General features: G+C 67.7%; 23 protein-coding genes and 2 pseudogenes. 14 read left to right on the top strand and 11 right to left on the bottom strand.

Going from position 1 to position 19,213, the window contains the following annotated elements:
- Positions 1–116: 116 nt before the first annotated feature.
- From MW290_RS01675 to sorU, 10 genes are all read left to right on the top strand, one after another.
- The gene (locus MW290_RS01675; protein WP_056261455.1) at positions 117–509 is read left to right on the top strand and encodes a COG4315 family predicted lipoprotein; all 393 of its coding nucleotides are present in this window, start codon (positions 117–119) and stop codon (positions 507–509) included.
- Positions 510–570: 61 nt separating this feature from the next.
- Positions 571–1,074, top strand: a complete 504-nt coding sequence (locus MW290_RS01670; RefSeq protein ID WP_031943581.1) for an RNA polymerase sigma factor — start codon at positions 571–573, stop codon at positions 1,072–1,074.
- A gap of 19 nt (positions 1,075–1,093) precedes the next feature.
- Positions 1,094–2,008, top strand: a complete 915-nt coding sequence (locus MW290_RS01665) for an anti-sigma factor family protein (RefSeq protein WP_220787802.1) — start codon at positions 1,094–1,096, stop codon at positions 2,006–2,008.
- A 167-nt stretch (positions 2,009–2,175) separates the two neighbouring features.
- Positions 2,176–3,099 (top strand): alpha/beta fold hydrolase, encoded by a 924-nt coding sequence (locus MW290_RS01660; RefSeq protein ID WP_133611089.1) that lies wholly within the window; start codon positions 2,176–2,178, stop codon positions 3,097–3,099.
- A 29-nt stretch (positions 3,100–3,128) separates the two neighbouring features.
- A complete protein-coding gene (locus tag MW290_RS01655) occupies positions 3,129–4,532 on the top strand; it encodes a YncE family protein (RefSeq protein ID WP_220787803.1) in 1,404 nt (467 codons plus the stop codon).
- Entirely contained in the window at positions 4,529–4,882 is a 354-nt protein-coding gene (locus tag MW290_RS01650) for a DUF305 domain-containing protein (protein WP_133611087.1), read from the top strand. Before MW290_RS01655 ends, MW290_RS01650 begins: the two co-directional genes overlap by 4 nt.
- A gap of 70 nt (positions 4,883–4,952) precedes the next feature.
- On the top strand, positions 4,953–5,486 hold the full coding sequence (locus MW290_RS01645) for an RNA polymerase sigma factor (RefSeq protein WP_166643617.1): 534 nt from the start codon (positions 4,953–4,955) through the stop codon (positions 5,484–5,486).
- Complete coding sequence (locus MW290_RS01640) at positions 5,483–6,115, top strand: hypothetical protein (RefSeq protein ID WP_246607824.1); 633 nt, start codon at positions 5,483–5,485, stop codon at positions 6,113–6,115. Before MW290_RS01645 ends, MW290_RS01640 begins: the two co-directional genes overlap by 4 nt.
- Positions 6,112–7,338: a SorT family sulfite dehydrogenase catalytic subunit gene (sorT, locus tag MW290_RS01635; protein ID WP_220787804.1), complete on the top strand. Its 1,227-nt coding sequence runs from the start codon at positions 6,112–6,114 to the stop codon at positions 7,336–7,338. The genes MW290_RS01640 and sorT overlap by 4 nt, the downstream gene beginning before the upstream one ends.
- A 2-nt stretch (positions 7,339–7,340) precedes the next feature.
- A complete protein-coding gene (gene sorU, locus MW290_RS01630; protein WP_220787805.1) occupies positions 7,341–7,709 on the top strand; it encodes a SorU family sulfite dehydrogenase c-type cytochrome subunit in 369 nt (122 codons plus the stop codon).
- 394 nt (positions 7,710–8,103) lie between these two features.
- Here the strand turns inward: sorU and MW290_RS01625 are convergent, their stop codons facing one another.
- The 4 genes and pseudogenes from MW290_RS01625 to MW290_RS01610 form a co-directional block, all read right to left on the bottom strand.
- Positions 8,104–9,105, bottom strand: coding sequence for a site-specific integrase (locus MW290_RS01625; RefSeq protein ID WP_220787806.1), 1,002 nt, complete (start codon positions 9,103–9,105; stop codon positions 8,104–8,106).
- The gene (locus tag MW290_RS01620) at positions 9,102–10,034 is read right to left on the bottom strand and encodes a tyrosine-type recombinase/integrase (protein WP_133611081.1); all 933 of its coding nucleotides are present in this window, start codon (positions 10,032–10,034) and stop codon (positions 9,102–9,104) included. The genes MW290_RS01625 and MW290_RS01620 overlap by 4 nt, the downstream gene beginning before the upstream one ends.
- Positions 10,031–11,266 carry a site-specific integrase gene (locus MW290_RS01615; protein WP_133611080.1) on the bottom strand — a complete coding sequence of 412 codons (1,236 nt, stop codon included), beginning with the start codon at positions 11,264–11,266 and terminating at the stop codon, positions 10,031–10,033. The genes MW290_RS01620 and MW290_RS01615 overlap by 4 nt, the downstream gene beginning before the upstream one ends.
- 84 nt (positions 11,267–11,350) lie before the next feature.
- A pseudogene (locus tag MW290_RS01610) lies at positions 11,351–11,683 on the bottom strand (P-loop NTPase family protein); the annotation flags it as partial.
- Between the two features lie 124 nt (positions 11,684–11,807).
- Here MW290_RS01610 and MW290_RS01605 point away from each other — a divergent pair.
- Together MW290_RS01605 and MW290_RS01600 are read left to right on the top strand one after the other, a co-directional pair.
- Positions 11,808–12,080, top strand: a pseudogene (locus MW290_RS01605) (SMC family ATPase); the annotation flags it as partial.
- A 147-nt stretch (positions 12,081–12,227) separates the two neighbouring features.
- Positions 12,228–13,049 (top strand): hypothetical protein, encoded by an 822-nt coding sequence (locus MW290_RS01600; RefSeq protein ID WP_250195613.1) that lies wholly within the window; start codon positions 12,228–12,230, stop codon positions 13,047–13,049.
- 84 nt (positions 13,050–13,133) lie between these two features.
- Here MW290_RS01600 and MW290_RS01595 read toward each other — a convergent pair whose 3' ends face one another.
- From MW290_RS01595 to radC, 3 genes are all read right to left on the bottom strand, one after another.
- Positions 13,134–13,445, bottom strand: coding sequence for a hypothetical protein (locus MW290_RS01595; RefSeq protein ID WP_250195612.1), 312 nt, complete (start codon positions 13,443–13,445; stop codon positions 13,134–13,136).
- Complete coding sequence (locus MW290_RS01590; RefSeq protein WP_250195611.1) at positions 13,442–13,750, bottom strand: DUF5983 family protein; 309 nt, start codon at positions 13,748–13,750, stop codon at positions 13,442–13,444. Before MW290_RS01590 ends, MW290_RS01595 begins: the two co-directional genes overlap by 4 nt.
- A gap of 313 nt (positions 13,751–14,063) precedes the next feature.
- A complete protein-coding gene (gene radC, locus MW290_RS01585) occupies positions 14,064–14,609 on the bottom strand; it encodes a RadC family protein (protein WP_375140991.1) in 546 nt (181 codons plus the stop codon).
- A gap of 637 nt (positions 14,610–15,246) precedes the next feature.
- Here radC and MW290_RS01580 point away from each other — a divergent pair.
- On the top strand, positions 15,247–15,459 hold the full coding sequence (locus MW290_RS01580; protein WP_250195609.1) for a hypothetical protein: 213 nt from the start codon (positions 15,247–15,249) through the stop codon (positions 15,457–15,459).
- A gap of 132 nt (positions 15,460–15,591) precedes the next feature.
- Here the strand turns inward: MW290_RS01580 and MW290_RS01575 are convergent, their stop codons facing one another.
- The 3 genes from MW290_RS01575 to MW290_RS01565 form a co-directional block, all read right to left on the bottom strand.
- Positions 15,592–16,263, bottom strand: coding sequence for a hypothetical protein (locus MW290_RS01575; protein WP_250195608.1), 672 nt, complete (start codon positions 16,261–16,263; stop codon positions 15,592–15,594).
- Between the two features lie 172 nt (positions 16,264–16,435).
- Positions 16,436–17,068 (bottom strand): hypothetical protein, encoded by a 633-nt coding sequence (locus MW290_RS01570; protein WP_250195607.1) that lies wholly within the window; start codon positions 17,066–17,068, stop codon positions 16,436–16,438.
- A gap of 226 nt (positions 17,069–17,294) precedes the next feature.
- On the bottom strand, positions 17,295–17,507 hold the full coding sequence (locus MW290_RS01565; RefSeq protein ID WP_054018420.1) for a hypothetical protein: 213 nt from the start codon (positions 17,505–17,507) through the stop codon (positions 17,295–17,297).
- An 888-nt stretch (positions 17,508–18,395) separates the two neighbouring features.
- Here MW290_RS01565 and MW290_RS01560 point away from each other — a divergent pair.
- Positions 18,396–18,638 carry a hypothetical protein gene (locus tag MW290_RS01560; RefSeq protein WP_250195606.1) on the top strand — a complete coding sequence of 81 codons (243 nt, stop codon included), beginning with the start codon at positions 18,396–18,398 and terminating at the stop codon, positions 18,636–18,638.
- 203 nt (positions 18,639–18,841) lie between these two features.
- Here the strand turns inward: MW290_RS01560 and MW290_RS01555 are convergent, their stop codons facing one another.
- The gene (locus tag MW290_RS01555; RefSeq protein ID WP_250195605.1) at positions 18,842–19,213 is read right to left on the bottom strand and encodes a DUF1801 domain-containing protein; all 372 of its coding nucleotides are present in this window, start codon (positions 19,211–19,213) and stop codon (positions 18,842–18,844) included.

The following is a 19,213-nucleotide window of genomic DNA, read 5'->3' as shown; positions in this document are numbered from 1 at the left end:
ACCTCATCTTTTTTTTCACGCCTGCGGAATAAAAGGCCTGAGCGTGCCGTCTGCCCCGATGTCAGCAAGATCTCACCCACGCTGCCCGATCCGCCACCACCTCCACGGAGCTTCCCATGTTCAAAACCCTCGCCATCGCCGCATCTGCGGCAACTTTTTTGGTCACTGCCGGCTGTGCCAACCTGGCTGAGCCGCCAGCCAAGGCGCCCGCCATGTTGTCTGGCGGCGCGCTCGTCACACCCGCTGGCATGACCCTCTACACCTTCGACCAGGACGTGGCGAACAGCGGCAAGAGCGCCTGCAACGGCGGCTGCGCCGCGCTCTGGCCGCCGATGATGGCCACCGCCACCGACCGGACCACGGGTGCCTACAGCATCGTCACTCGCGACGATGGGTCACGCCAGTGGGCCTACAAGGGCAAGCCGGTGTACACCTACAAGGCCGACCAGAAGGCCGGCGACCGCAGCGGCGACAACTTCAAACAGGTCTGGCACATCATCAAGGAATGACGCCTGTACACCCGCCTGCACACCCAGCTTCGCGCGGGCTCACCCCATCTTCAACATCTTGATGAACGACGACCATCAACTGCTGAGCTGGGTGCCGCGCCTGCGCCGCTATTCCCGGGCGCTGGTGAACAACCGTGACGACGCCGACGACCTGGTGCAGGACACGCTGGAGCGGGCCTGGGCCAAGTCGGGCCTGTGGGGCGGTGTGGCCGACATGCGCGCCTGGCTCTTCAGCATCATGCACAACCTGCACGTCGATGGCGTGCGCCGGCCCAGGCTGCACACCGTGACCATGGACGATGACACCCCCGAGGTGCCGGTGATGCCGACGCAAGGCGACAGGTTGGCGGTGCTGGACCTGCAGGCCGCGCTGGACCTGCTGCCCGTCGAGCAGAAGGAAGTGCTGCTGCTGGTGGCGCTGGAAGACATGGCCTATGCCGACGTGGCGCAGGCCCTGGGCATTCCCATCGGCACGGTGATGTCGCGCTTGTCGCGCGGCCGTGAGCGCCTGCGCGGCCTGATGGAAGGTCGTGCCGAACCCGTGCGGCTGAAGGTCGTCAAATGAATGCATTGCGAAGCACCCTATGAGTACCGATCGCCCATCGCCGCCCACCCTCCCGCCCACCCCCCCGGTCACCGAGGCCGAGCTGCATGCGTTTGTCGATGGCCGTCTGCCCGCAGAGCGTGAGGCCGAGATCGCCGCCTACCTGGCCGCGCGCCCCGACGATGCGCAGCGCGTCGAGGCCTACCGTGCGCAGAAGCGCGAGCTGCATGCCCTGTTCGACCCCGTGCTGGACGAGCAGCCGCCGCAACGCCTGCTGAAGTCGGCGCGCCCGCGCGCCGTAGCTCCAACGCCCTGGTACCTGCAGCGCCTGGCCGCCGGGTTGGCCATTGCCGTCATGAGCGGCGCCACCGGTTGGGGGCTGCGCGGCGTCGGGCCCGGCGCCGGCGGTGACGATGCGGCGCGCATGGCGGCTGTGCAACCGGCTCCGGGTGGCCTGACCCTGGTGTCTGCCAGCGGCTTCGCGCAGCGCGCCGCCGTCGCGCACGCGGTCTACAGCCCCGATGCGCGCCGGCCCGTGGAAGTGGACGCCGCGCACGAAGACCAGCTCGTGGCCTGGCTGTCCAAGCGCATGGGCGCGCCGATGAAGCCGCCGCACCTGCAGTCGCAGGGCTACACGCTGGAGGGCGGACGCCTGCTGCCGGGTGGCCAGGGGCCGGTGGCGCAGTTCATGTACCGCAATGAACTCGGCAGCAAGCTGACGCTGTATGTGTCCAACGACGTCGCTGACGTGGGCAGCGCGGCCGGGCCGGGCGGGGCGCCCCAGCCGGGCGCGAAGAACGCCGACACGGCCTTCCGCTTTGCGCGCGAAGGCGCGGTCAATGTCTTCTACTGGGTTGACGGGCCTTTCGGCTACGCCTTGTCGTCAGACGCCGACCGCAGCGTGTTGGCGCAGGTGTCGGCCGCGGTTTACCAGCAGCTGGGCGCCCGGCGCTGATGGCCGCGGACGGGCCGGTGTGGCACTTCTTTTAGTCGGCAGTGGAATCAAACGGCGCGCGGCGCGCTCTTGGTCCACACGTCCACACGTCCACACGTCCACACGTCCACACGTCCTACCGGCGCAGGCTGGCAGGCGCCCGAACCCAGCCCGCCACCGGAGACGCCATGCCCACCCTTGCCCTGCCCTTGAGCTTGATGCTCAGTCTGACGCTGGCCCTGGCCGGCTGCCAGACGCCGACACCTGCAGTACCCGCATCTGCACCGCCCGTCGAGAAGCAGGTGCGCGTCAACGACACCGACATCCGCTACATCGAACAAGGCCAGGGCGTGCCGGTGGTCTTCGTGCACGGCTCGATGAGCGACCAGCGCGTGTGGGACGCCTACCGCCCGCAAGTGGCGGCGCGCTACCGTTACATCGCCGTCAACCAGCGCTACTTCGGCGTGCAGCCATGGGACGACAGCGGTGCGCGCTTCTCGCAGCCCATGCACGCCGCTGACCTGGCAGCCTTCATCCAGAGTTTGGGCGCCGGCCCGGTGCACGTCGTGGCCTGGTCCTACGGTGGCTCGGTGGCCACGCTGGCGGCCAGCCAGCACCCCGAGCTGTTCCGCAGCCTGACCCTGCATGAGCCCACCATCGGCAGCCTGATCACCGGCACGCCCGAGGGCAAGGCCGCCATCGCGGCCTTCGGCGGCGAGGTCGGCCGCATCCGCACCGTCGCCAACGGCGGTGACACGCCAGCGGCGATGCGCCAGTTCTGGGAATTCGTGCTGAAGCTGCCGCCGGGCGGCTTCGACGCCGAGCCCGTGGCGCTGCAGCGCATGGTGCTGGACAACCAGCGCACCGTGCCGCTGACCCTGAACGCGCCGCCACAGCCCATCAGTTGCGAGATGGTGGGTGCCATCCGCGCACCGGCGCTGGTGACCGTGGGCGCCGACACGCGGCCCTTGTGGGCGCTGTCCGCTGCCGCCTGGCAGCGCTGCGCCGCCCAGGCCGAGCTGGCCACCATCCCGAACAGCAACCACGACGCCGTCGTGCGTTCACCGCAGGCCTTCGCCGCGCTGCTGATGCCTTTCCTGGCGCGGCATTGACCGCTCCCCACTCCACATCGAAAGCACCCATGACCACCCAACGCCGCGACATCCTCAAGTACTCGCTCGCCGCTGCTGCAGCCAGCGCGCTGCCCGCAGTGCAAGCCCAGGTACCAGCCGCACCCGGCACCGGATCCGGTACCGCAGCCGGCCCCGGCATCGACCCACGCGACCGCGTCTTCATCACCAATGAAGACTCCAACACCCTGGTCGTCATCGACCCCAAGACCAACACCGTCGAGAGCACGATCAACCTGACCAGCTTCGACGAAGACCCGCGCCCGCCATTCCGCTACGTCACGGCCGGCGTGGCGCTGACGCACGCGGCGATGATCCACAAGCCGCTGTACCACGGCTGCATCGACGCCCACGGCGCCGTGCCGTCGCCCGACGGCCGGCTGCTGGCCACCAGCGGGCGCGGCTCCAGCAACATCTACCTCATCGACGCCGAGCAGCGCCGCGTGATCGGCAACATGCCCAACCCGGCCGCCGGACCGACGACGAGCCCCGAACGCCTGAGCAGCGGCCTGCTGCTGGGCCGCGAGCCGCACGAGCCCACCTTCACGCGCAACGGAAAGGAGCTCTGGGTCACGCTGCGCGGTGAAGACCGCATTGCCATCCTCGACGTCGACCGCGCCGTGCGCCAGTTGAAGGGCGCCGACAGCGCGGGCTCGACGGCCGTCCGCCAGTTCCTGCCGACGCTGAACGGCCCGGCACAGGTGTGGTTCAACCGCGAAGGCACGCTGGCTTTCGTGGCCAGCCAGAAGGTGTCGCAGGTCGACGTGTTCCGTGTCAACGCGGGCGCCGATGGCCGCAGCCAGCCGCAGCGCGTGACCACGCTGGACATCAGCGCCCAGGACAAGCCCGGCTTCACACCCTTCATGAAGACCACGTCCGATGGCGCCGAGGTGTGGTTCTCGCACAAGCTGGCCGATGCGCTGTCGTGCCGCTCGACGCAGGGCGGCTTCGATCTTGTCGACAGCGTGCCACTGGGCATGGGCGCGCGGCCCAACCACGTCGAGTTCGTCAGCAACGCGCGCGGCAGCGTGGTCTACGCCAGCCTGGCGCGCATCGACGACGGCGGCCCTGGCGGCGTGGCATCCAGCCCCATCGCCATCATCGACCGCAGCGCCGCGGGCGGCCAGCGCAAGGTGGTGGGCACCTTCTTCAGCCACGGCCGCGAATCGCACGGGCTGTGGACCAACCCCGAGAACACGCTGCTCTACGTGGCGCACGAACAGGACGAACTGCCCGGCACGCCCAACGCCGGCCAAACGGTGTGCAGCGCTTTCGACGTGAGCGACCCGTTCAAGCCGGCCTTCGTCGCGCAGATTCCGCTGGGTAACCTGGCCCTGCCTTCGGGCGCATTGCGCAACAAGAAGAGCATCAACCTTGTCTACGTGCGCGTGGGTGCGAAGGGCCAGACCGCATGAAAGGCATGAAGGGCAGCCGCGCACAGCTTGGAGTCAATGCCTTCCAGCGCGAGATGGACGAATCCATGGCGCGCATGATGCAAGACATGCACGGCCCGGGCTACGTGGGCCAGGCCGACATCGACTTCCTGGCGATGATGATTCCGCACCACGCCGGCGCCGTCGACATGGCGCGGCTGGTGCTGCAGCACGGCCGCGACCCGGCCACGCGGCAACTGGCCGAGGAGATCATCGCCGGGCAGACCATCGAGATCGAAAGCATGACGCGGCGGCTGGCGGCTTTGCGCAAGCCGTCCGGCACGGGTTCGGCGGCCGAATTCCCCTCGCTGGGCGGCACGCGGGGGCCTTGATTGCTGGGCTCAGGGTAAGCACTTACGATGGCCGTGGAATGAACAGCAGCGCCGGTCGCTCTTGATCACCATGCTCTTGCAGTCTGCCGAGTCCCGCTACAACGCCTGGGTGCGGGACCACTACCGCTTTTTGCTTCGCAGCGCCTGGGCGCTGACCGGCTCGCGCGCGATCGCCGAAGACGTGGTGCAGGACTGTTTTGCCAACGCATGGAAACACCGCGAGCAGTTGCGGGATGGGGCGTTGGCACGGGCCTGGCTGTTCCAGATCATGCGCCGCGCCGCCTTCCGCCAGGCGGTGCCCAGCATGCAGTCGCTGGACGATGAAGAGCAGCCCGAGCAGACCGCGCCTGACGCCGGCTTGGACGACAAGCTCGATGTCGTCAAGGCACTCGCACGGCTGGCGCCCATTCACCGCGAAGTGCTGGTGCTGTTCTATTTCGACGACATGCCGACTGCGCAGATGGCCGAGGCGCTGGAGATCGCGCCGGGCACCGTGCTGTCGCGCCTGGCCCGTGCGCGCGACGCGCTGAAGCAGGTGATGGGCGTGCCCGTGCGGGCGACCAGCGGCGGCCAGGTCACGCCGTTGAGGAAGATCCAGACATGACGCCCGAATTCCGACCCCCCGAGTTCCCCGACAGTGACTTCGACCTGCGCGCACGCGCCGAGCTCGCGCTGGCTTATCCCGCCGACGCCGCCCCGGCGCACCTGTTCCGCAAGGCGCAGCCACTTCTGGCGCGGCGCAGCTTCCAGCGCGCTGTCCTGGGCCTGCTGCTGGCCGGCAGCGGCACTGGCGCCGTGTTGGCCATGCGCCCGCCCGAACTCGTGCGCGGCGCCATCGAGCACGAATACTTCGAGCGCACATTGCGCGGCACCTTTATGGACAGCGCGCCCTTGCTTCAGCACCTGGGGCTAGGTGGCAAGCAAGTCGTGCCGGGCTTTCCGCAGCTGATGCGGCCTTGCGACATCGACGGCCACCTGGTCTACCACCTCACCACCTTTTTCGAGAAGGGCGGCATGGTCACCGTGTTCGCCTTTGACAAGGCCGTTGCGCTGACGGAGGGCAGCGGCTGGTGGGGCAATGTCCACTGGAAAGTCATCACCTCGCGCGACGGCAAGCCGCTGGTGCTGGTGGCGCAGAAGAAGCAGGCCCTGGCCGTGGCGCAAAGCCAGTTCGGCCCAGCCACCGACATGTCCCCACCGAATTCCACAACGACCCCCAAGGAGACCCGATGAACAAGACCTTGAACTCGCTGCCGCGGCGCCAGATGCTGGCCGGCAGCGCCAGCGCCCTGGCCGCGGCCGGGCTGGCGACCTTCACGCGCGGCGCCGCCGCCGCGGGGGAAACCCCTGTGGCCACCGCCACGCCGAAGCCGCTGCCCGCCTACGTGGCCTGGAAAGACCCGGCCAGCGTCATCGTGCACAGCAGCACCACCATCGAGACCAAGCGCGCGGCCTTCGGCAGTGGCGTCATCACGCCGGCCGAGCAGCTCTACATCCGCAACAACCTGCCGGCGCCCGACGCCTCCATCGTGGCCGACCGCGACGCCTGGGAAGTGGCCATCGAAGGTGTGAAAGCACCCCGCAAGCTGACGCTGCGCGAGCTGAAGACGATGGGCGTGGAGACCACCGCGATGGTGCTGCAGTGCTCAGGCAATGGCCGCGGCTACTTTCCCAGCAAGCCCAGCGGCACGCCCTGGCAGGTGGGCGCGGCCGGCTGCGTGATGTGGACCGGCGTGCCGGTGCGGGTGGTGGCCGAGGCGCTGGGCGGCGTGGTGCCCGGCGCGGCCTTCCTAACTGGCACCGGCGGCGAGAAGCTGCCCGAAGGCCTGGACCCATTGAGCATCATCGTCGAGCGCTCGGTGCCGGCCGCGGCCATGGCCGATGCGCTGCTGGCCTGGGAAATGAACGGCGTGCCGATCTCGCTGGCCCACGGCGGCCCGCTGCGCCTGATCGTGCCCGGTTACACCGGCGTGAACAACATCAAGTACATCAAGCGCCTGGCCTTCACGGCCAAGGAGACGGACGCGAAGATCATGTCGCATGGCTACCGCATCTCGCCGCCGGGCGGCAAGGGCGAACCCAGCCAGCCGTCGGTGCAGGAGATGACGGTCAAGTCGTGGATCAACTCGCCCGCACCCGACGCAGCTGGCGTGAGGGCCGGCCTGGTGCAGGTGCAGGGCGTGGCCTTCGGCGGGCTGAACGGCATCAAGCGCGTCGAGGTGTCGCTGGACGGCGGCAAGACCTGGAGCGACGCGCGGCTCACCGGGCCCGACCTTGGCCGCTATGCCTGGCGCCAGTTCGTGCTGCCGGCCAGGCTGCCGGCCGGCAGCCACACGCTGGCCAGCCGCGCCACCGACACGGCAGGCAACGTGCAACCCGAGCAGCGCATGGAAAACGCCGGCGGCTACAACAACACGAGCTGGGCCGACCACGCCGTGAAAGTGACGGTGGCCTGATCATGCGCAGCACCATCCAGCAGCGCTTCATGTTGCATGCAATGAGGGTCGCGTCGGTGCTCGTCGCCGGCCTGGCGCTGCCCGTTCTACCCGCGCTGGCGGCCGACGACAGCGCGCAACTCGCGCTAGGGAAGAAGCTGTTCCTGCAAGGCGTCGTCCCGTCGTGCGCCGTTTGCCACACCTTGCAGGCCGCGGGCGCCGAGGGCGCCGTCGGCCCGGTGCTGGACGAGTTGAAGCCCGACGCTGCGCGCGTGGCGAAGGCGCTGCGCAACGGGCTGGGCCAGATGCCTTCGTACAAGGACAAGCTCACCGATGCAGAGATTGAGGCTCTGTCGCTGTATGTGTCGAAGGCCAGCGGGGGTGCCAAGTGAGACTTCAGGTGGGTGGAATCTGTGGTGCATCCCCACCGATAAAGGCTCGTCCGCGAGGGCCGCAAGACGCTGACTGGCACCGAAACGCAGGGCATCTTCATCGGTCGCCGCCGTCGGCAGCGACTGCTTCTCAACTCCTCGACAGACTGGATTGGGTCGATCTGGAACAGTCAGGGCGACGGCACGAACGAGCGCGATCTGAGCACAGCAGTCCTTCGCGCGGGTTCCGCCAACTCCCTTCGTGGTCATCGCCAATGCCGAGGCCCTGCGGTCCCAGATGGTTGTTCTGGAGCCCTCATGGACGGTTAGCCGAGGCCTGCCCGCATGGCCGCCGCCGGTACGCACACGGCGGCGGCATGCAACACTGGCAAGCCGATGACGGAGTGCGACCGGTTCAGAGCGCACTGAGGAACGCCATCAACTTGTCCTCCGGCCGATAGCGCCTGGCCTGCACACTGGGAGGCGCAACCGTGTCCAGCACACGCTCCTTCAACGTCAGATCGGCATCGAGGTAAATCTGAGTGGTCTCCAGCGATTCGTGGCCAAGCCACATCGCGATCACCGACCGATCTACTCCAGCCTGAAGGAGCTCCATCGCCGTGGTGTGCCGCAACACATGTGGCGTCACGCGCTTGCACGTCAAGGATGCGCAGGTCCGGCCAGCTGTGGCAACGTGCTTGGCCACAAGGTACTGGACGCCGTCGGCACTGAGGCGGTTGCCTCTGGCACTCGGGAACAGAATGACGGGCTCAGGTCCCAAGTCGCTGCTCATCCATGACCGCAACGCTGCCTGTGTCTGTTTGGCCAGCGGCGTGCAGCGCTCCTTGCGCCCTTTCCCGAGCACGTGGACGTGGGCGCCCGTGCCGAGCCTGACATCGGCGGCTCGTAGACCGGTGATCTCGGACAGACGCAGCCCGGTCTGAACCGCAAGCAACAACAGGGCATGGTCGCGCCGCCCCGCCCATGTGGTCCGATCGGGTGCGGCAAGCAAGGCTTCGACCTCTTCACGTGTCAGATGGCAGACCTGCTTGCGAGTGCACCGCTTGCTGGGAATCGCCAGGACCCGCTGGATCAGGCCTGCATGACCAGGCGATTCAAAGGCGGCGTACTGAAAGAACGACCGAATGGCGCTCTGCCGCAGGTTCCGGCTTCTGGCAGTCACGCCGCGTTCGTGCTCAAGGTCGGCAAGGAACGCCGCGATCAGCGGCGCGTCGAGTTGCTCCAACACCAGCGCGCTCGGGGCAACCTTGAGGCGCTTCTGGGCGAACCGGAGGAAGAGCCGGAAGGTGTCACGATAGGACGCGATCGTATGGGCGCTTGCCTGCCGCTGCTGCATGAGTCTTCGGGTGAAGAACCCCTCCAGCAGCACAGGGAGATTGCCAGTCGCGGCCGTCATGACAGCTTCTCCCAGTGACGCTCGAACCGGGCGAGCGCGTGGCCCATCAACTCGGGACACGCGCTGAGGTACCAGTAGGTGTACTCAATGCGCACGTGACCCAGAAAGGTTGACAAGGTCGGCAGGTGGCGCTCTACATCCTGGCCGGATCTGTACCAGCGCAGCAACGTTTGGATGGCAAAGCGGTGGCGCAGGTCATGCAACCGAGGGCGTGGAGCACCCGCGGAGGCGCGCACCTCCGCTTGGTCGAGCAACTGATAGAAGGTCCGATGGATGTGTCCCGGGTCAAGCGCCGTCCTCCGACCCGAGATGAAGAACTGCGGAGGCGCCAGCCGCTTGGCGAAGCGATCGCGGTGCGCGCGGTATTCCGCGAGTGCTGACCTGGTCGAGTCAGCAATCGGAGCCAGCCGAGACTTGCCGAACTTCGTCTGCCGAATGGTCAGCAAGCCTTGGTCGAGATCGACATCGCCGACCTCGAGACGGATCGCCTCACCGAGCCGCATCCCGGTGACGCTGAGCAGCCCCAAGAGGCAGTGGTAGGTCGCCCCTCGCAGGCCATCTGTAGGAGGCAGCGTCAACGCGCAAGCCATCAAGCGAGCAAGCTCATCGTCCGAGTACAGGTACGGTTGTCGCCGATGCCGATGTGAAGGAAGGAGGTTGGCGGGGGTGACCTCCGTGGCAGGGTCGAGCAACCGGTGGTGGAGCGTGAAGCCGCGAATCCGACGCAGCCGATCGGCGGCGAAGCCAGGGCGCGTGGATGGTTTGCTCAGGGCCCACTCTACGGCGGCGGCCGCCGTGATGGTCGTGACGCCGCGCCGGTCGAGAAAGTCCGTGAACTCGATCAGCGCATCTTCGTTCGCCCGAAGCTTGAACCCGAGCGCTCGCCGGAGTGCAAGGTAGTCGGAGGCAGCCTGTCTCAGCGGCGTCATTGCGCACCTCCCGGCCAAGAAGGAGCGACGGCCCGCAGGGAGCGAAGATCCACCTTCGCATAGATCGTCGTTGTCTGCTGCTGGCGGTGACGCAGCACTTCGCCGATCTCGGGCAGCGACGACCCCTCGCGCAGCAGTCGTGTGGCCAAGGTGTGACGGAGCACATGCGCTCCCTTGCTCGGCACATCGATGCCGGCGCGCTGAAGCGCGCGGCGGACGATCGCTGCAACAGCGGTACCACTGGAGAAGCCCTCGATCGGTGCCTGTGCTCGAAGGAAGACCTGCCGGGAGGAACAGCGTGGCCGGGCCTCGCTCAAGTATTGCGCCAGCGCTTGGCCCACCTCGTATGGAAGCGGGAGGCGATCGACTCGGGTTTGTCCATTGCGAACCAGCAACTCGCCGGCGTGCCAGTCGATGTCCTCCAGTTGTAGTGCTACCACCTCGCCAGCCCGCAGCCCGAGCCGCGCAAGTAGGACGATGACCGCGTAGTCACGACACCCACTCAGCTTAGCCCGATCACATTGGGCGAGGGTGCGCAGAACCTGATCGTCCTGGAGCGAGCGGGGGATCGATGATTGCGACCAAACAGCAGGCGCCGGTATGTGCGAAGACATATCGGTGTCGAGCCAGCCGCGGTAAAGCGCGAACCGTAGGAACGCCCGAACTCCACCGACGACTCTGCATGCAGAGTTCGGACGGCAGGTCTTCGTCGCCAGCCTGATGTGCGCCATGACGTCCGGCGCCCCCACGCTGTCGAACGTCAAAGGCCCGTTGGCGAAGAGGAAGGTCAACAGATTTCTGGCCGTGATCCGGTTGGAGCGGATGGTTGCAGGCGCCAGATTGCGCTCGTGGCGCATGTAGTCGACATACTCGGCCTCGATCTGCTCAACCGCAGTTGGAGTGCGCTCAGCTGAGGGTGTGCAGATGATGCCCTGTGCCGCCAGATGCGCGAGCAGCCTCAGCAGCGTCGAACGGTCTTCGGCCCTTGGGGCGCGACGGCGCCTGCGGCCTCGCAAGAAGGTATCGACCGACTCTTCGGCTACTGCCGCGGCGGCTACGCCGCGTCCGTCCAACCACCGGCTGAAGTCTCCAACCAACCATGCGGCGCGGCGTCGTGAGTCGCGGCTATAGCCCTTTGCTGCCAATGAATCGATGAAGGAATCGATGCACACGCCCAGCGGGCCCTCGCGCATCCGCATCAGTGCGCGCGGGCGCACAAACAACTCTTCCATGAGGGTCTCCTTCCGGAGAAACCGTCCCCGGTGGAGTCGAACATATGGCAGTGAGGTTCCACCCCTGAACCCGAGTAGGTCGTGTCACCGATCGGAAGCATCGATGCCCGCTCGCGGCTCGGCCTGCATGGCGTCAAGGTCGATGACTGCATCGGCCATCGTTGCGAGGTGCGGGGTCTGGGTGATGAAGAACTCCTGCCGGTAGCCGCCGAGCCGAAGGACTTCGCGCTTCATGGCCATGAACATGCGCTTGTGTTCTGGGTCCAGCGGCCCATCGGCCTCGTCGGAGAACAGCGTGTCGAATCGCCGTCCGGTGTTCTGGGCCAAGTACAGGGCGATCGCGCGCGTCAGGCAGGCGTCGATGAAGGTTCGCTCACCGCCGCTCATCAGGCTAAGGCTCTTGCCACCGCGCGCGTCGGGGCTCAGCGTCCCGGATCCCGACGTGCTATGCCGCATCGCTTCGCAGGTACCTGCGGCGCAGTTGCAGGGGCGGGGACGTCGGCCGGATCGCGAACTCGGCATATCCGGGGTCTCGGCATAGTGGATCAACGAGTGCCTGGTGAGGGCCGTCGCGCTGTACCTGGCGCAGAACACCGGCCGGCGCTACGACACCCTGTTCTCCGACGAGACCGACGGACCGCTGGACCCGGAGCGCAAGCGCATGTTCATGGCGATGAAGCGGCGGGTGCTGGAACTGGGTGGCTACGCGCGGGAATTCTTCGTGTCGCAGACGCCGGAGCTGACGGCGATGGCGGATGCGGTGATCGATCTGGACGCGATGGCGGCGTTGCACTCAACCTCGTCGGTCGAGTAGAGCAGCGCACGTGGGCGGAATGGCGCGGTTGCGGCATCTCTGGTGAACACGGCCGGGTACCTGAAGCGCCAGCGCGACTCACGGATTCAGGTACCGACGGCTCGCGGCGCCACGAGTACTCTTTCGCACATCGAAAGAGGATTCACGATGACGACGCATCCGACCACGCCCAAGCAAGCCCGGCACGCCTGCGAGCAGCTGTTGAAGGCCGATCGTGCCGACAAGACTGAGAAGTCGATCCTGCCCAGTGAAGTCAGGGTGATCGACCGACTGCTTGAACGAGGCCTCGAGCTGGAGGACGCCTATGCCGAGATCCACGGCAAGCTCGTCCAGCATCCGCCGGCCCTGAAGGTCTTCTTCGATCTGGTGCAGAGCACGGCGGCGTTCTGGAGTCCTGAGTCGAATCAGGAGGCTCGCAGAGGAAGGGCCAGGCTGGTCGAGGTCAACCAGGAGATCGAAAGGGTTGCGGCGCACCTGGCCGAGTTGCTGGACGAGCGCACCGAGTTGAAGAACCATTCCGGGTTCTCTTGTGAAACGCTCTACCACCCGGTGGATGCGATTCACGCTGCTGCCGCACGGAACTACAGCTACGAACAGTGGGTGAAGGCGAGGCTCGAAACCCTGACAGGTCAGTTCGATCTCAAGTACTGGCCGCCGTTGAGCGCTGTGGCTCAGGCCATTGCCGATGATGCGGCGCGAGCGGCTCCCCTTCCGCACGATCCGCTCACGGCGGCCGGGACCGAAGGGCCGCGTGCGAGCCTGGCGGACACGTTCAGGGCGTTCTTCGTCGCTATCGACGAGCAGAGCAGTCGGAACTTCGGGTTCCTGCCGCATTCCTTTGAACTCAGTGATCGCTGCGTCGCCAGCTTGCTGAGCTGCGCTCTGGGCCTGGGTCCGGACGAGGCGGTCGATGCGCCGTACGTGAAGCGCCTTCGGCAGCGTCAACGTGAACGAGCGGTGCAGTCGTGACCCGGTGTGGCAGAAAGAGAAAGGGCGCCGGCCCCATCCCCGCCGGGATGGGCGCGCGGCGCCGAGGTCGATCAGCGGGCAGCGTCAGCCCGCCAGCAGCGTGACTGGCGGCCCGTCTGCCAGGTGGCGGACGATGCGGTTGCCCGCGCGTCGACGGCCATCGCCCTCGACCTCGTCGACCAACTGCGCAGGCAGCCGAAGGCCGAGTTCGGCGACCTTGGCGCGCAGGGTCCCGATGTCCGTCCAGTCCAGCAGGGGCTCCTGCAGGCTGGTGTAGAGCATGTCGTTGCGCTCGTCGATGACCGGGAGAAAGTAGTCCCCCAGGCGTCGATCGAAGCCGGCCACGATCTCGACGGGGTGTCCGTCGAGCGTCGCCGTCGCGAGGTGCTGGCTCATGGTCCGGGCTCCGCGCTGTCGAACACGGGCAGCCCCTCGATGACTGCCGCCTCGCGGTCGAACATCAGCCAGGCCACGCCGGCGGACTCGGCCACCTCGAACAGCATGGCCAGGTCGGGCTCCGACGGCACGCGGTACTTCGGCGCCCCGACATAGACGAACCCGCCGCAGTCGGTCGGGTAGGCGTTCACGGACAGGTCGTCATCGGCGAGCTTGTTGCGCGTCGCCGAACTCAGATGCTTCAGGGACAGGCTGGCCAGCATCTCGGCCTGCTGTCGCAGGCCGGTGGCGGGCAGGGTATGCATCGTGGCTTCCTCCTCGGGATGAACTGGGAGATGTGGGGGATTCGGTCGCCCGCGTCACGGTCGAGGGCGCACGGGGCGTGCGCTTCGATCGTCCCGCGCGGGCGAACGTCATGCCGCAGTCGCGGCAGCGGAACCAGTGCAGGCGACCGAGCGCGCCCAGGGGCGCACCGTGGCCGGCACAGCAGGGGCAGGTCGGGGGTCTTCTCTCCGACATGGGCATCCTTGGTTGGGGTGGGATCGGCGGGAAGGGCGCCGCCTCGGCGGCGCCCTTCTCGCGACAGGGTCGTGCAGGGCGTGACTGCCGCACATGGCGTCAGAGCAGTCCGCGCTCCGCGAAGCTGACGCACTGGTCGCCGGCGACGACGAAGTGGTCGATCAGGCGGATGTCCACCAGCGCCAGCGCCGACTTCAGCGTCTGCGTCAGGAACTCGTCCGCGCGGCTCGGCTCGGCCTGGCCGCTCGGGTGGTTGTGGGCCACCGCGATCGCGGCGGCGTTGCGGGCCAGGGCGCTCTTGACCAGTTCCCGCGGGTATACCGACGTCTGGGTGAGCGTGCCGCGGAACACCTCCTCGTGGGCGATCAGCCGGTGGTTGGCATCCAGGTAGAGCGCGAGGAAGACCTCGTGCTGCAGGCCTGCGCAGCGCAGTCGCAGCCAGTCCCGAAGGACCTGGGGCGACGACATCACGGGCCCCTGCGCCATCCGGTCACGCAGCTCGCGCATCAGCAGCTCCCGGGCGACACCGAGTCGGCGCGTCAGGAGCTGCTGCGTGGCCGGGTCCTCGTGGGGCGTCTCCCGGTCGCTGACGCGCAGCGCAGCCGGCGTCGGGCCTGGCAATGGGTGGGCCTGCAGGCCCAGCATCTCTGCCACCAGGGCCTCCCGAGACGCATGGGCGGCATCGGGCAGGTCCGGCAGATCTTGAAGACCCTGGAAATGGTGGAAGTTCATGGCGTTCTCCTCTCGTGGCGAAAAGGAAGACGGGAACGCCGTTCCCGGTGGGGACTGGTGTCCCCGCAAGGGAAGGATGTGCAGACACACGACGGAACGTGGCCGGCACGGTGGCTCAGATGATCATCCGAGGCAGGTAACGACTGCGACGCCGCTGCCGCCGGTTCGGTCGGCATCGGAAACACTCCTGTCGGGAGTGGGTGTGAGCCCGGCAAGTCTGCGCCATCGGCGCCGTGGATTCAACCGGGGTGGTGCCAGCGACAGAGCCTTTGCCGCGCTTGCCCGCGCAAAGGGCGCCAGGGTCCGTGCCTTGGTCGGGCATCGGTGCGCGAGGAGGTGGCACGGTTCGCATGACCGCACTGCGCCTGGCCGCGCCGTTGTGGCTGGGCCACGGCCTGCCCGGATGTCTTGGCGGGCAGAACGCAAAAGTGACACCGCAGAGGCACTCGGCTGTCACTGCAGAAATTTCTTCGTCGCGGGCAGCAGCGGATGTGCACAGACCTGCGCAGGCACGCGAAGATGCGCGGCTTCCCGACAAGGCCGACCCGACATGCTGCGCACCGAAAACCAGCTTCGACTTACCCGACCCGAACGGGCGCGGCTGGCCCGCATCACCGCCATCGAGCCGGGGTCCATCCGAAGCGTCGCGGACCTGCAGGCCTACGTCCGCCGCTGCAAGGCCCACTACTGGGGCCACTCCGATGACACCCGGTTCCTGCACTGGCTGATCGAGCGTGAGGTGCAGTCCCTGACCGGTCGCTGAGCGCCCGCCGCCCCGTTCGCAGTCTCGGAAACAGGAACGCCCCCGGTGCTGGACCGGGGGCGTGCTGGGTGACGGCCTGGCGTGGATCTGGATCGCGCCGTCTGAAGGGACTCGAACGTTCGACCGGACAGCTCAGCGGAACACGCGCGGCTCGACGCTTGCCCCGCGCATGAACGCGAGGTACGCACCGGCCTTGCCGATGTCGTCGAAGGTCGCCACTGGCTGCTCGTGCAGCACCACGGCCCAGGGACGGTCATCGTCATCACTGGCGCGGATGCGCAGTTCCGGTGGCTGCCAGCGCGGGTGGCGGTACAGGGACAGGCCGGTGTCCCAGTCCATCAGTGCCAGCACGTGCGCACAGAGGATGGCCGTGCCGGCCGCCTCGCCCGGCTCGACGAGCAGCGGCACCTTCAGCAGGCCGGTCGAGCGGCCGACCGTGCCGACCACGTCGAACTCGTCGAGCCAGCTCGCGCCGGTGCCGGTGTCGCCCAGCACCAGCCGCACCTTGCGGCCGTCCCGGCGGCAGGTTTCCAGCACCCTCGCCAGGCGAGGGTCCGTACCGGGATCGAAGTAGGTGCCGTGGCCCTGGGCGGACTCGCCCCAGGCACGCACCGCAGCGAGGTACTTCTCGTAGCCGGTGAGGCTGGCCGCGTCGTCGGCGGTCGGCATCAGGTCGGGACGATCGAGGCGCTGCGCGATCTGCCGGGCATGGTCGCGGGCGTTGTCGAAGCCGAAGCAGGTCACGCCCGCTTCGGTGGCGATCACATACAGGCGTTGCTCGGGATTCAGGGTGATGTCTCGCATGGGGAACTCTCGAAGTTGGGAGGGCGGACACCGGCCCTGGCGGGACGGGCCCGCGGGCGGTTGGATGGGGTGCCGGCCGCGCCAGGCCGCTGGACGTCAGTCCATGGCCAAGGCAATTCAGCGATCGAACCCGGTGCAGCCGATGGGGCTGAGCCGGGGCTCGGTCTTCGGATCAGCGCCGGCTGATCTGGACGGCGGGTGCGGGGCCGTCGCCGCGAGGTTCCGGGGCACGCTCGGAGCCGCCTTCGGAGCCACTGACCGGCGACGCCGGGGACATGCCGGCCTGGTGCTGGAAGCGGGCGTGCGCGTCGGCGAACTCGGCATCGCCCAGCAGCTGACGAACCTGCGCGGCGGCCGGTTCGGGCCTGCTGTCGGCGTCACGGGCCGCGGCTGGGCGCGCGCCCCGCTTCGATGTTGCCGGCGAGGCTGGCGGTGCAGCGGCAATGGCCTCGTCGAGGACGTCCGCAGTGCGGTGGTACGCCTTCTGCGTGACGCCGCCGACGAAGGCTGCGGGTCGCTGCAGCGTCCACTGGACCAGCAGGCGCAGCCACTGCCCGATGCGCTTGTCGCGGGCCTGGCGCGCCTTGTGGACGCGCAGCGACTGCCTGCAGGACAGGTACAGCGCCAGGTGGCGACGCTTCATCTCGGCGTCGCCGTCGAGCTGCGCCATCACTTCGGCGGCGAGGGCGACGTCACGGCCGACGCGTCTGTAGAAGCCGACCCAGGCGCGCTGCTCCTCGATGTCGATGGTGCTGCGGCGCGGTGACGGGCTCTGGAAGGATCTGTCTGGGAAAGCATGACTCATGGGGTTCTCCAAGAAGGCGAGGGAACCCCGACCCCGACGGGAGACGGTGACTCCCGGAGGGTGGATGGCGAGGACGGCCGAAAACCGAGGGAAACGGGGTGTCTGGTGATGGCGTCCCGATGCCATCGCTGGCGGTCGGTTCACCATCCCCGAGACCCGAGGACTCGATCGGCACGAGGTCGAGCCGACGGCGGCGCCGCGGCGGGCAACTCGATGCCCGCGACCTTCAGGTCGTGAGCACGCGAGCGGCGCCTCGGCGTAGGCCCTCGGCAATGCCGATCCAGCGGTCGGCGATCCGGTCCAGGTAGACCAGGTCGTCGGCCGCGATCTCGCCCGAGGCGCGGAGCCGGGCGATGACTTCCTTGACCAGGAGGGGATCCTCCCGGGCCAGCACGATGGCCGTCGAGGCGATGCGCCTGCGGTAGGTGTCGACCGTCATGGTCAGCACACCGTCGTGCAGCGCTCGAGCGCCAGAGGGTCCGCGGCCTCGTACGCCATGCGCATGGACGCGTGGGGCGTGCAGGGCCGGGGCCGGAGCAGCGCCGGAAGGGTGACAGGCCGCCGGGCGGGCACACGGGCAAGCCCGGTACCACCCAGCAGTGCACACACCGGCGCCTTCACTGGTGGAAGGGTGCGGTTCCACGGAACGGGACTCATGGGGGTTCTCCTTCAGGGGTGAAGGGGAACGCCCATCCCTGGCGGGGAACTGGGGTTCCCCGTCTGGGATGCCTTGCCGGGAAGGCAAGGCGCTTCGTCGCGCACCGGTGCGTGCGCGAGCTGCAGAGGTCCGCGTCCGAGAGGACGGGGCCAGGGCAGATGCGTGCGTCAGGCCAGGCTTCTGATCGAGATCAGGCCGGGCTGGTGAGCGCAGGGCGCGTCACGACGCAGAGGTCGTGATCGGCGCATGCGAGGAGGGGCCACGACACAGGGTCATGGCCGGCTCCTGGTTTCGGATCCGGATGGATCTGAATCGGCCCGGCACGCCGAGGTGCCGGACGGGACACAAGGCAGGTAACGACTGCGACGCCAGCTGGGCTGGACTTCAGGGCGACAGTAGCCACCATGAAGGCTGAGCAGACGCGATGTCCGCAGGAAGCCGGGTCAGTATGGGACGGGGTCCCTCGGTCTGCAACAGGTCCGAGGTCTCTTCGTGGCAATGCCCGCCCAAGCGACCGGTTCGGCCAGCGCTTGGGCGGGCAGTTGAATCCGAGCCCTCCACGCCGATGGCCTGGAATGCGGTGCCGCCCGGTTGCAGGGCCTTCGGGCCGGCTGTCGGTTCGTATAGTGGGCGGATCAACATCTCCTGCAGACTGATTCCGCCCTGTCCATGACCGTCGAGCGCTATGCCTTCACTGACTGCGAAGCCACCACGGCGGCTGGGGTACCGCTGCGCATTCCTGCTGGCGTTCACCACGTCGAGCGGCGATCGCTGGTGTTCCGCGTGCGCCTGGGTGGCCGCGAGCTCGATCTGACCCTGGCCGAGTGGGAACGCCTGCTGGATGCGGGCTGTGTCGGGTCGGTTGTCGCCGCCGCTGATTCGCAAGGGACCGGCGACACCCATCCCGAATGAAACGCGCGAGGTGGCGACGGCAGACTGGAACGTCGATGCGGGACCAGTGGTCGCAGGATCCCGGCGACCACTGCAGTTGTGCTGCTCGAGTGGGTCAGCGACGTGGCGATGGGTGTCTACACAGCGCCCCTTCACAAGAACCCGGATCCGGCCATTTGCGGCCCCAAGCCAGGGTCCGCAGTATGAAGGCTAACGGCGGCAACTTACGGATTTCGAGTCGGGTCGCCGCGTTCGCGGTTGAGTTGCATTGCCTCGCGCACCAGCTTTTGCAGCTCGGCCGGCTTCAGGTCGGCCTGCGTGCGCAGCTTGATGTGTCCCATCTTCTCGCCGGTGCCCTCGATCAGGCCCTGGGCACTGGGCAGTTGCATGCCGCGCCAGAAACCCAGCGTGACATGCCCCTTGTGAGCTTTGATCCAACACATCGGCCCATCGATCTCGAAGACCGGCTGTGACCATTTGATGACCTCGCGGGCCCCGGGGGCTGCCGTCCGTACCAGCGCCCGCAAGGCCTGTGCGATCGCGCGCTGTTCGACGCCTAAGGTCGCCAAGTAATCATCGATCGACTTGTCAGCCAC

The sequence above is a fragment of the Aquincola tertiaricarbonis genome, from assembly GCF_023573145.1.
Lineage (GTDB): Bacteria > Pseudomonadota > Gammaproteobacteria > Burkholderiales > Burkholderiaceae_C > Aquincola > Aquincola tertiaricarbonis_B.
The sequence above is the reverse complement of the archived record's forward strand: the minus strand, read 5'-3'. Positions and strand labels throughout refer to the sequence as shown.

What these genes read in the sequence shown, in the direction of transcription:
- MW290_RS01590 (WP_250195611.1), bottom strand. Translation starts at nt 13,750, where the DNA reads ATGCATACCCTGCCCGCCACCGGCCTGCGACAGCAGGCCGAGATGCTG.
- MW290_RS01675 (WP_056261455.1), top strand. Translation starts at nt 117, where the DNA reads ATGTTCAAAACCCTCGCCATCGCCGCATCTGCGGCAACTTTTTTGGTC.
- MW290_RS01560 (WP_250195606.1), top strand. Translation starts at nt 18,396, where the DNA reads ATGACCGTCGAGCGCTATGCCTTCACTGACTGCGAAGCCACCACGGCG.
- sorT (WP_220787804.1), top strand. Translation starts at nt 6,112, where the DNA reads ATGAACAAGACCTTGAACTCGCTGCCGCGGCGCCAGATGCTGGCCGGC.
- MW290_RS01615 (WP_133611080.1), bottom strand. Translation starts at nt 11,266, where the DNA reads ATGGAAGAGTTGTTTGTGCGCCCGCGCGCACTGATGCGGATGCGCGAG.
- MW290_RS01625 (WP_220787806.1), bottom strand. Translation starts at nt 9,105, where the DNA reads ATGACGGCCGCGACTGGCAATCTCCCTGTGCTGCTGGAGGGGTTCTTC.
- MW290_RS01665 (WP_220787802.1), top strand. Translation starts at nt 1,094, where the DNA reads ATGAGTACCGATCGCCCATCGCCGCCCACCCTCCCGCCCACCCCCCCG.
- sorU (WP_220787805.1), top strand. Translation starts at nt 7,341, where the DNA reads ATGCGCAGCACCATCCAGCAGCGCTTCATGTTGCATGCAATGAGGGTC.
- MW290_RS01600 (WP_250195613.1), top strand. Translation starts at nt 12,228, where the DNA reads ATGACGACGCATCCGACCACGCCCAAGCAAGCCCGGCACGCCTGCGAG.
- MW290_RS01645 (WP_166643617.1), top strand. Translation starts at nt 4,953, where the DNA reads ATGCTCTTGCAGTCTGCCGAGTCCCGCTACAACGCCTGGGTGCGGGAC.
- radC (WP_375140991.1), bottom strand. Translation starts at nt 14,609, where the DNA reads ATGCTGGGCCTGCAGGCCCACCCATTGCCAGGCCCGACGCCGGCTGCG.
- MW290_RS01640 (WP_246607824.1), top strand. Translation starts at nt 5,483, where the DNA reads ATGACGCCCGAATTCCGACCCCCCGAGTTCCCCGACAGTGACTTCGAC.
- MW290_RS01660 (WP_133611089.1), top strand. Translation starts at nt 2,176, where the DNA reads ATGCCCACCCTTGCCCTGCCCTTGAGCTTGATGCTCAGTCTGACGCTG.
- MW290_RS01620 (WP_133611081.1), bottom strand. Translation starts at nt 10,034, where the DNA reads ATGACGCCGCTGAGACAGGCTGCCTCCGACTACCTTGCACTCCGGCGA.
- MW290_RS01655 (WP_220787803.1), top strand. Translation starts at nt 3,129, where the DNA reads ATGACCACCCAACGCCGCGACATCCTCAAGTACTCGCTCGCCGCTGCT.
- MW290_RS01650 (WP_133611087.1), top strand. Translation starts at nt 4,529, where the DNA reads ATGAAAGGCATGAAGGGCAGCCGCGCACAGCTTGGAGTCAATGCCTTC.
- MW290_RS01580 (WP_250195609.1), top strand. Translation starts at nt 15,247, where the DNA reads ATGCTGCGCACCGAAAACCAGCTTCGACTTACCCGACCCGAACGGGCG.
- MW290_RS01575 (WP_250195608.1), bottom strand. Translation starts at nt 16,263, where the DNA reads ATGCGAGACATCACCCTGAATCCCGAGCAACGCCTGTATGTGATCGCC.
- MW290_RS01595 (WP_250195612.1), bottom strand. Translation starts at nt 13,445, where the DNA reads ATGAGCCAGCACCTCGCGACGGCGACGCTCGACGGACACCCCGTCGAG.
- MW290_RS01565 (WP_054018420.1), bottom strand. Translation starts at nt 17,507, where the DNA reads ATGACGGTCGACACCTACCGCAGGCGCATCGCCTCGACGGCCATCGTG.
- MW290_RS01570 (WP_250195607.1), bottom strand. Translation starts at nt 17,068, where the DNA reads ATGAGTCATGCTTTCCCAGACAGATCCTTCCAGAGCCCGTCACCGCGC.
- MW290_RS01670 (WP_031943581.1), top strand. Translation starts at nt 571, where the DNA reads ATGAACGACGACCATCAACTGCTGAGCTGGGTGCCGCGCCTGCGCCGC.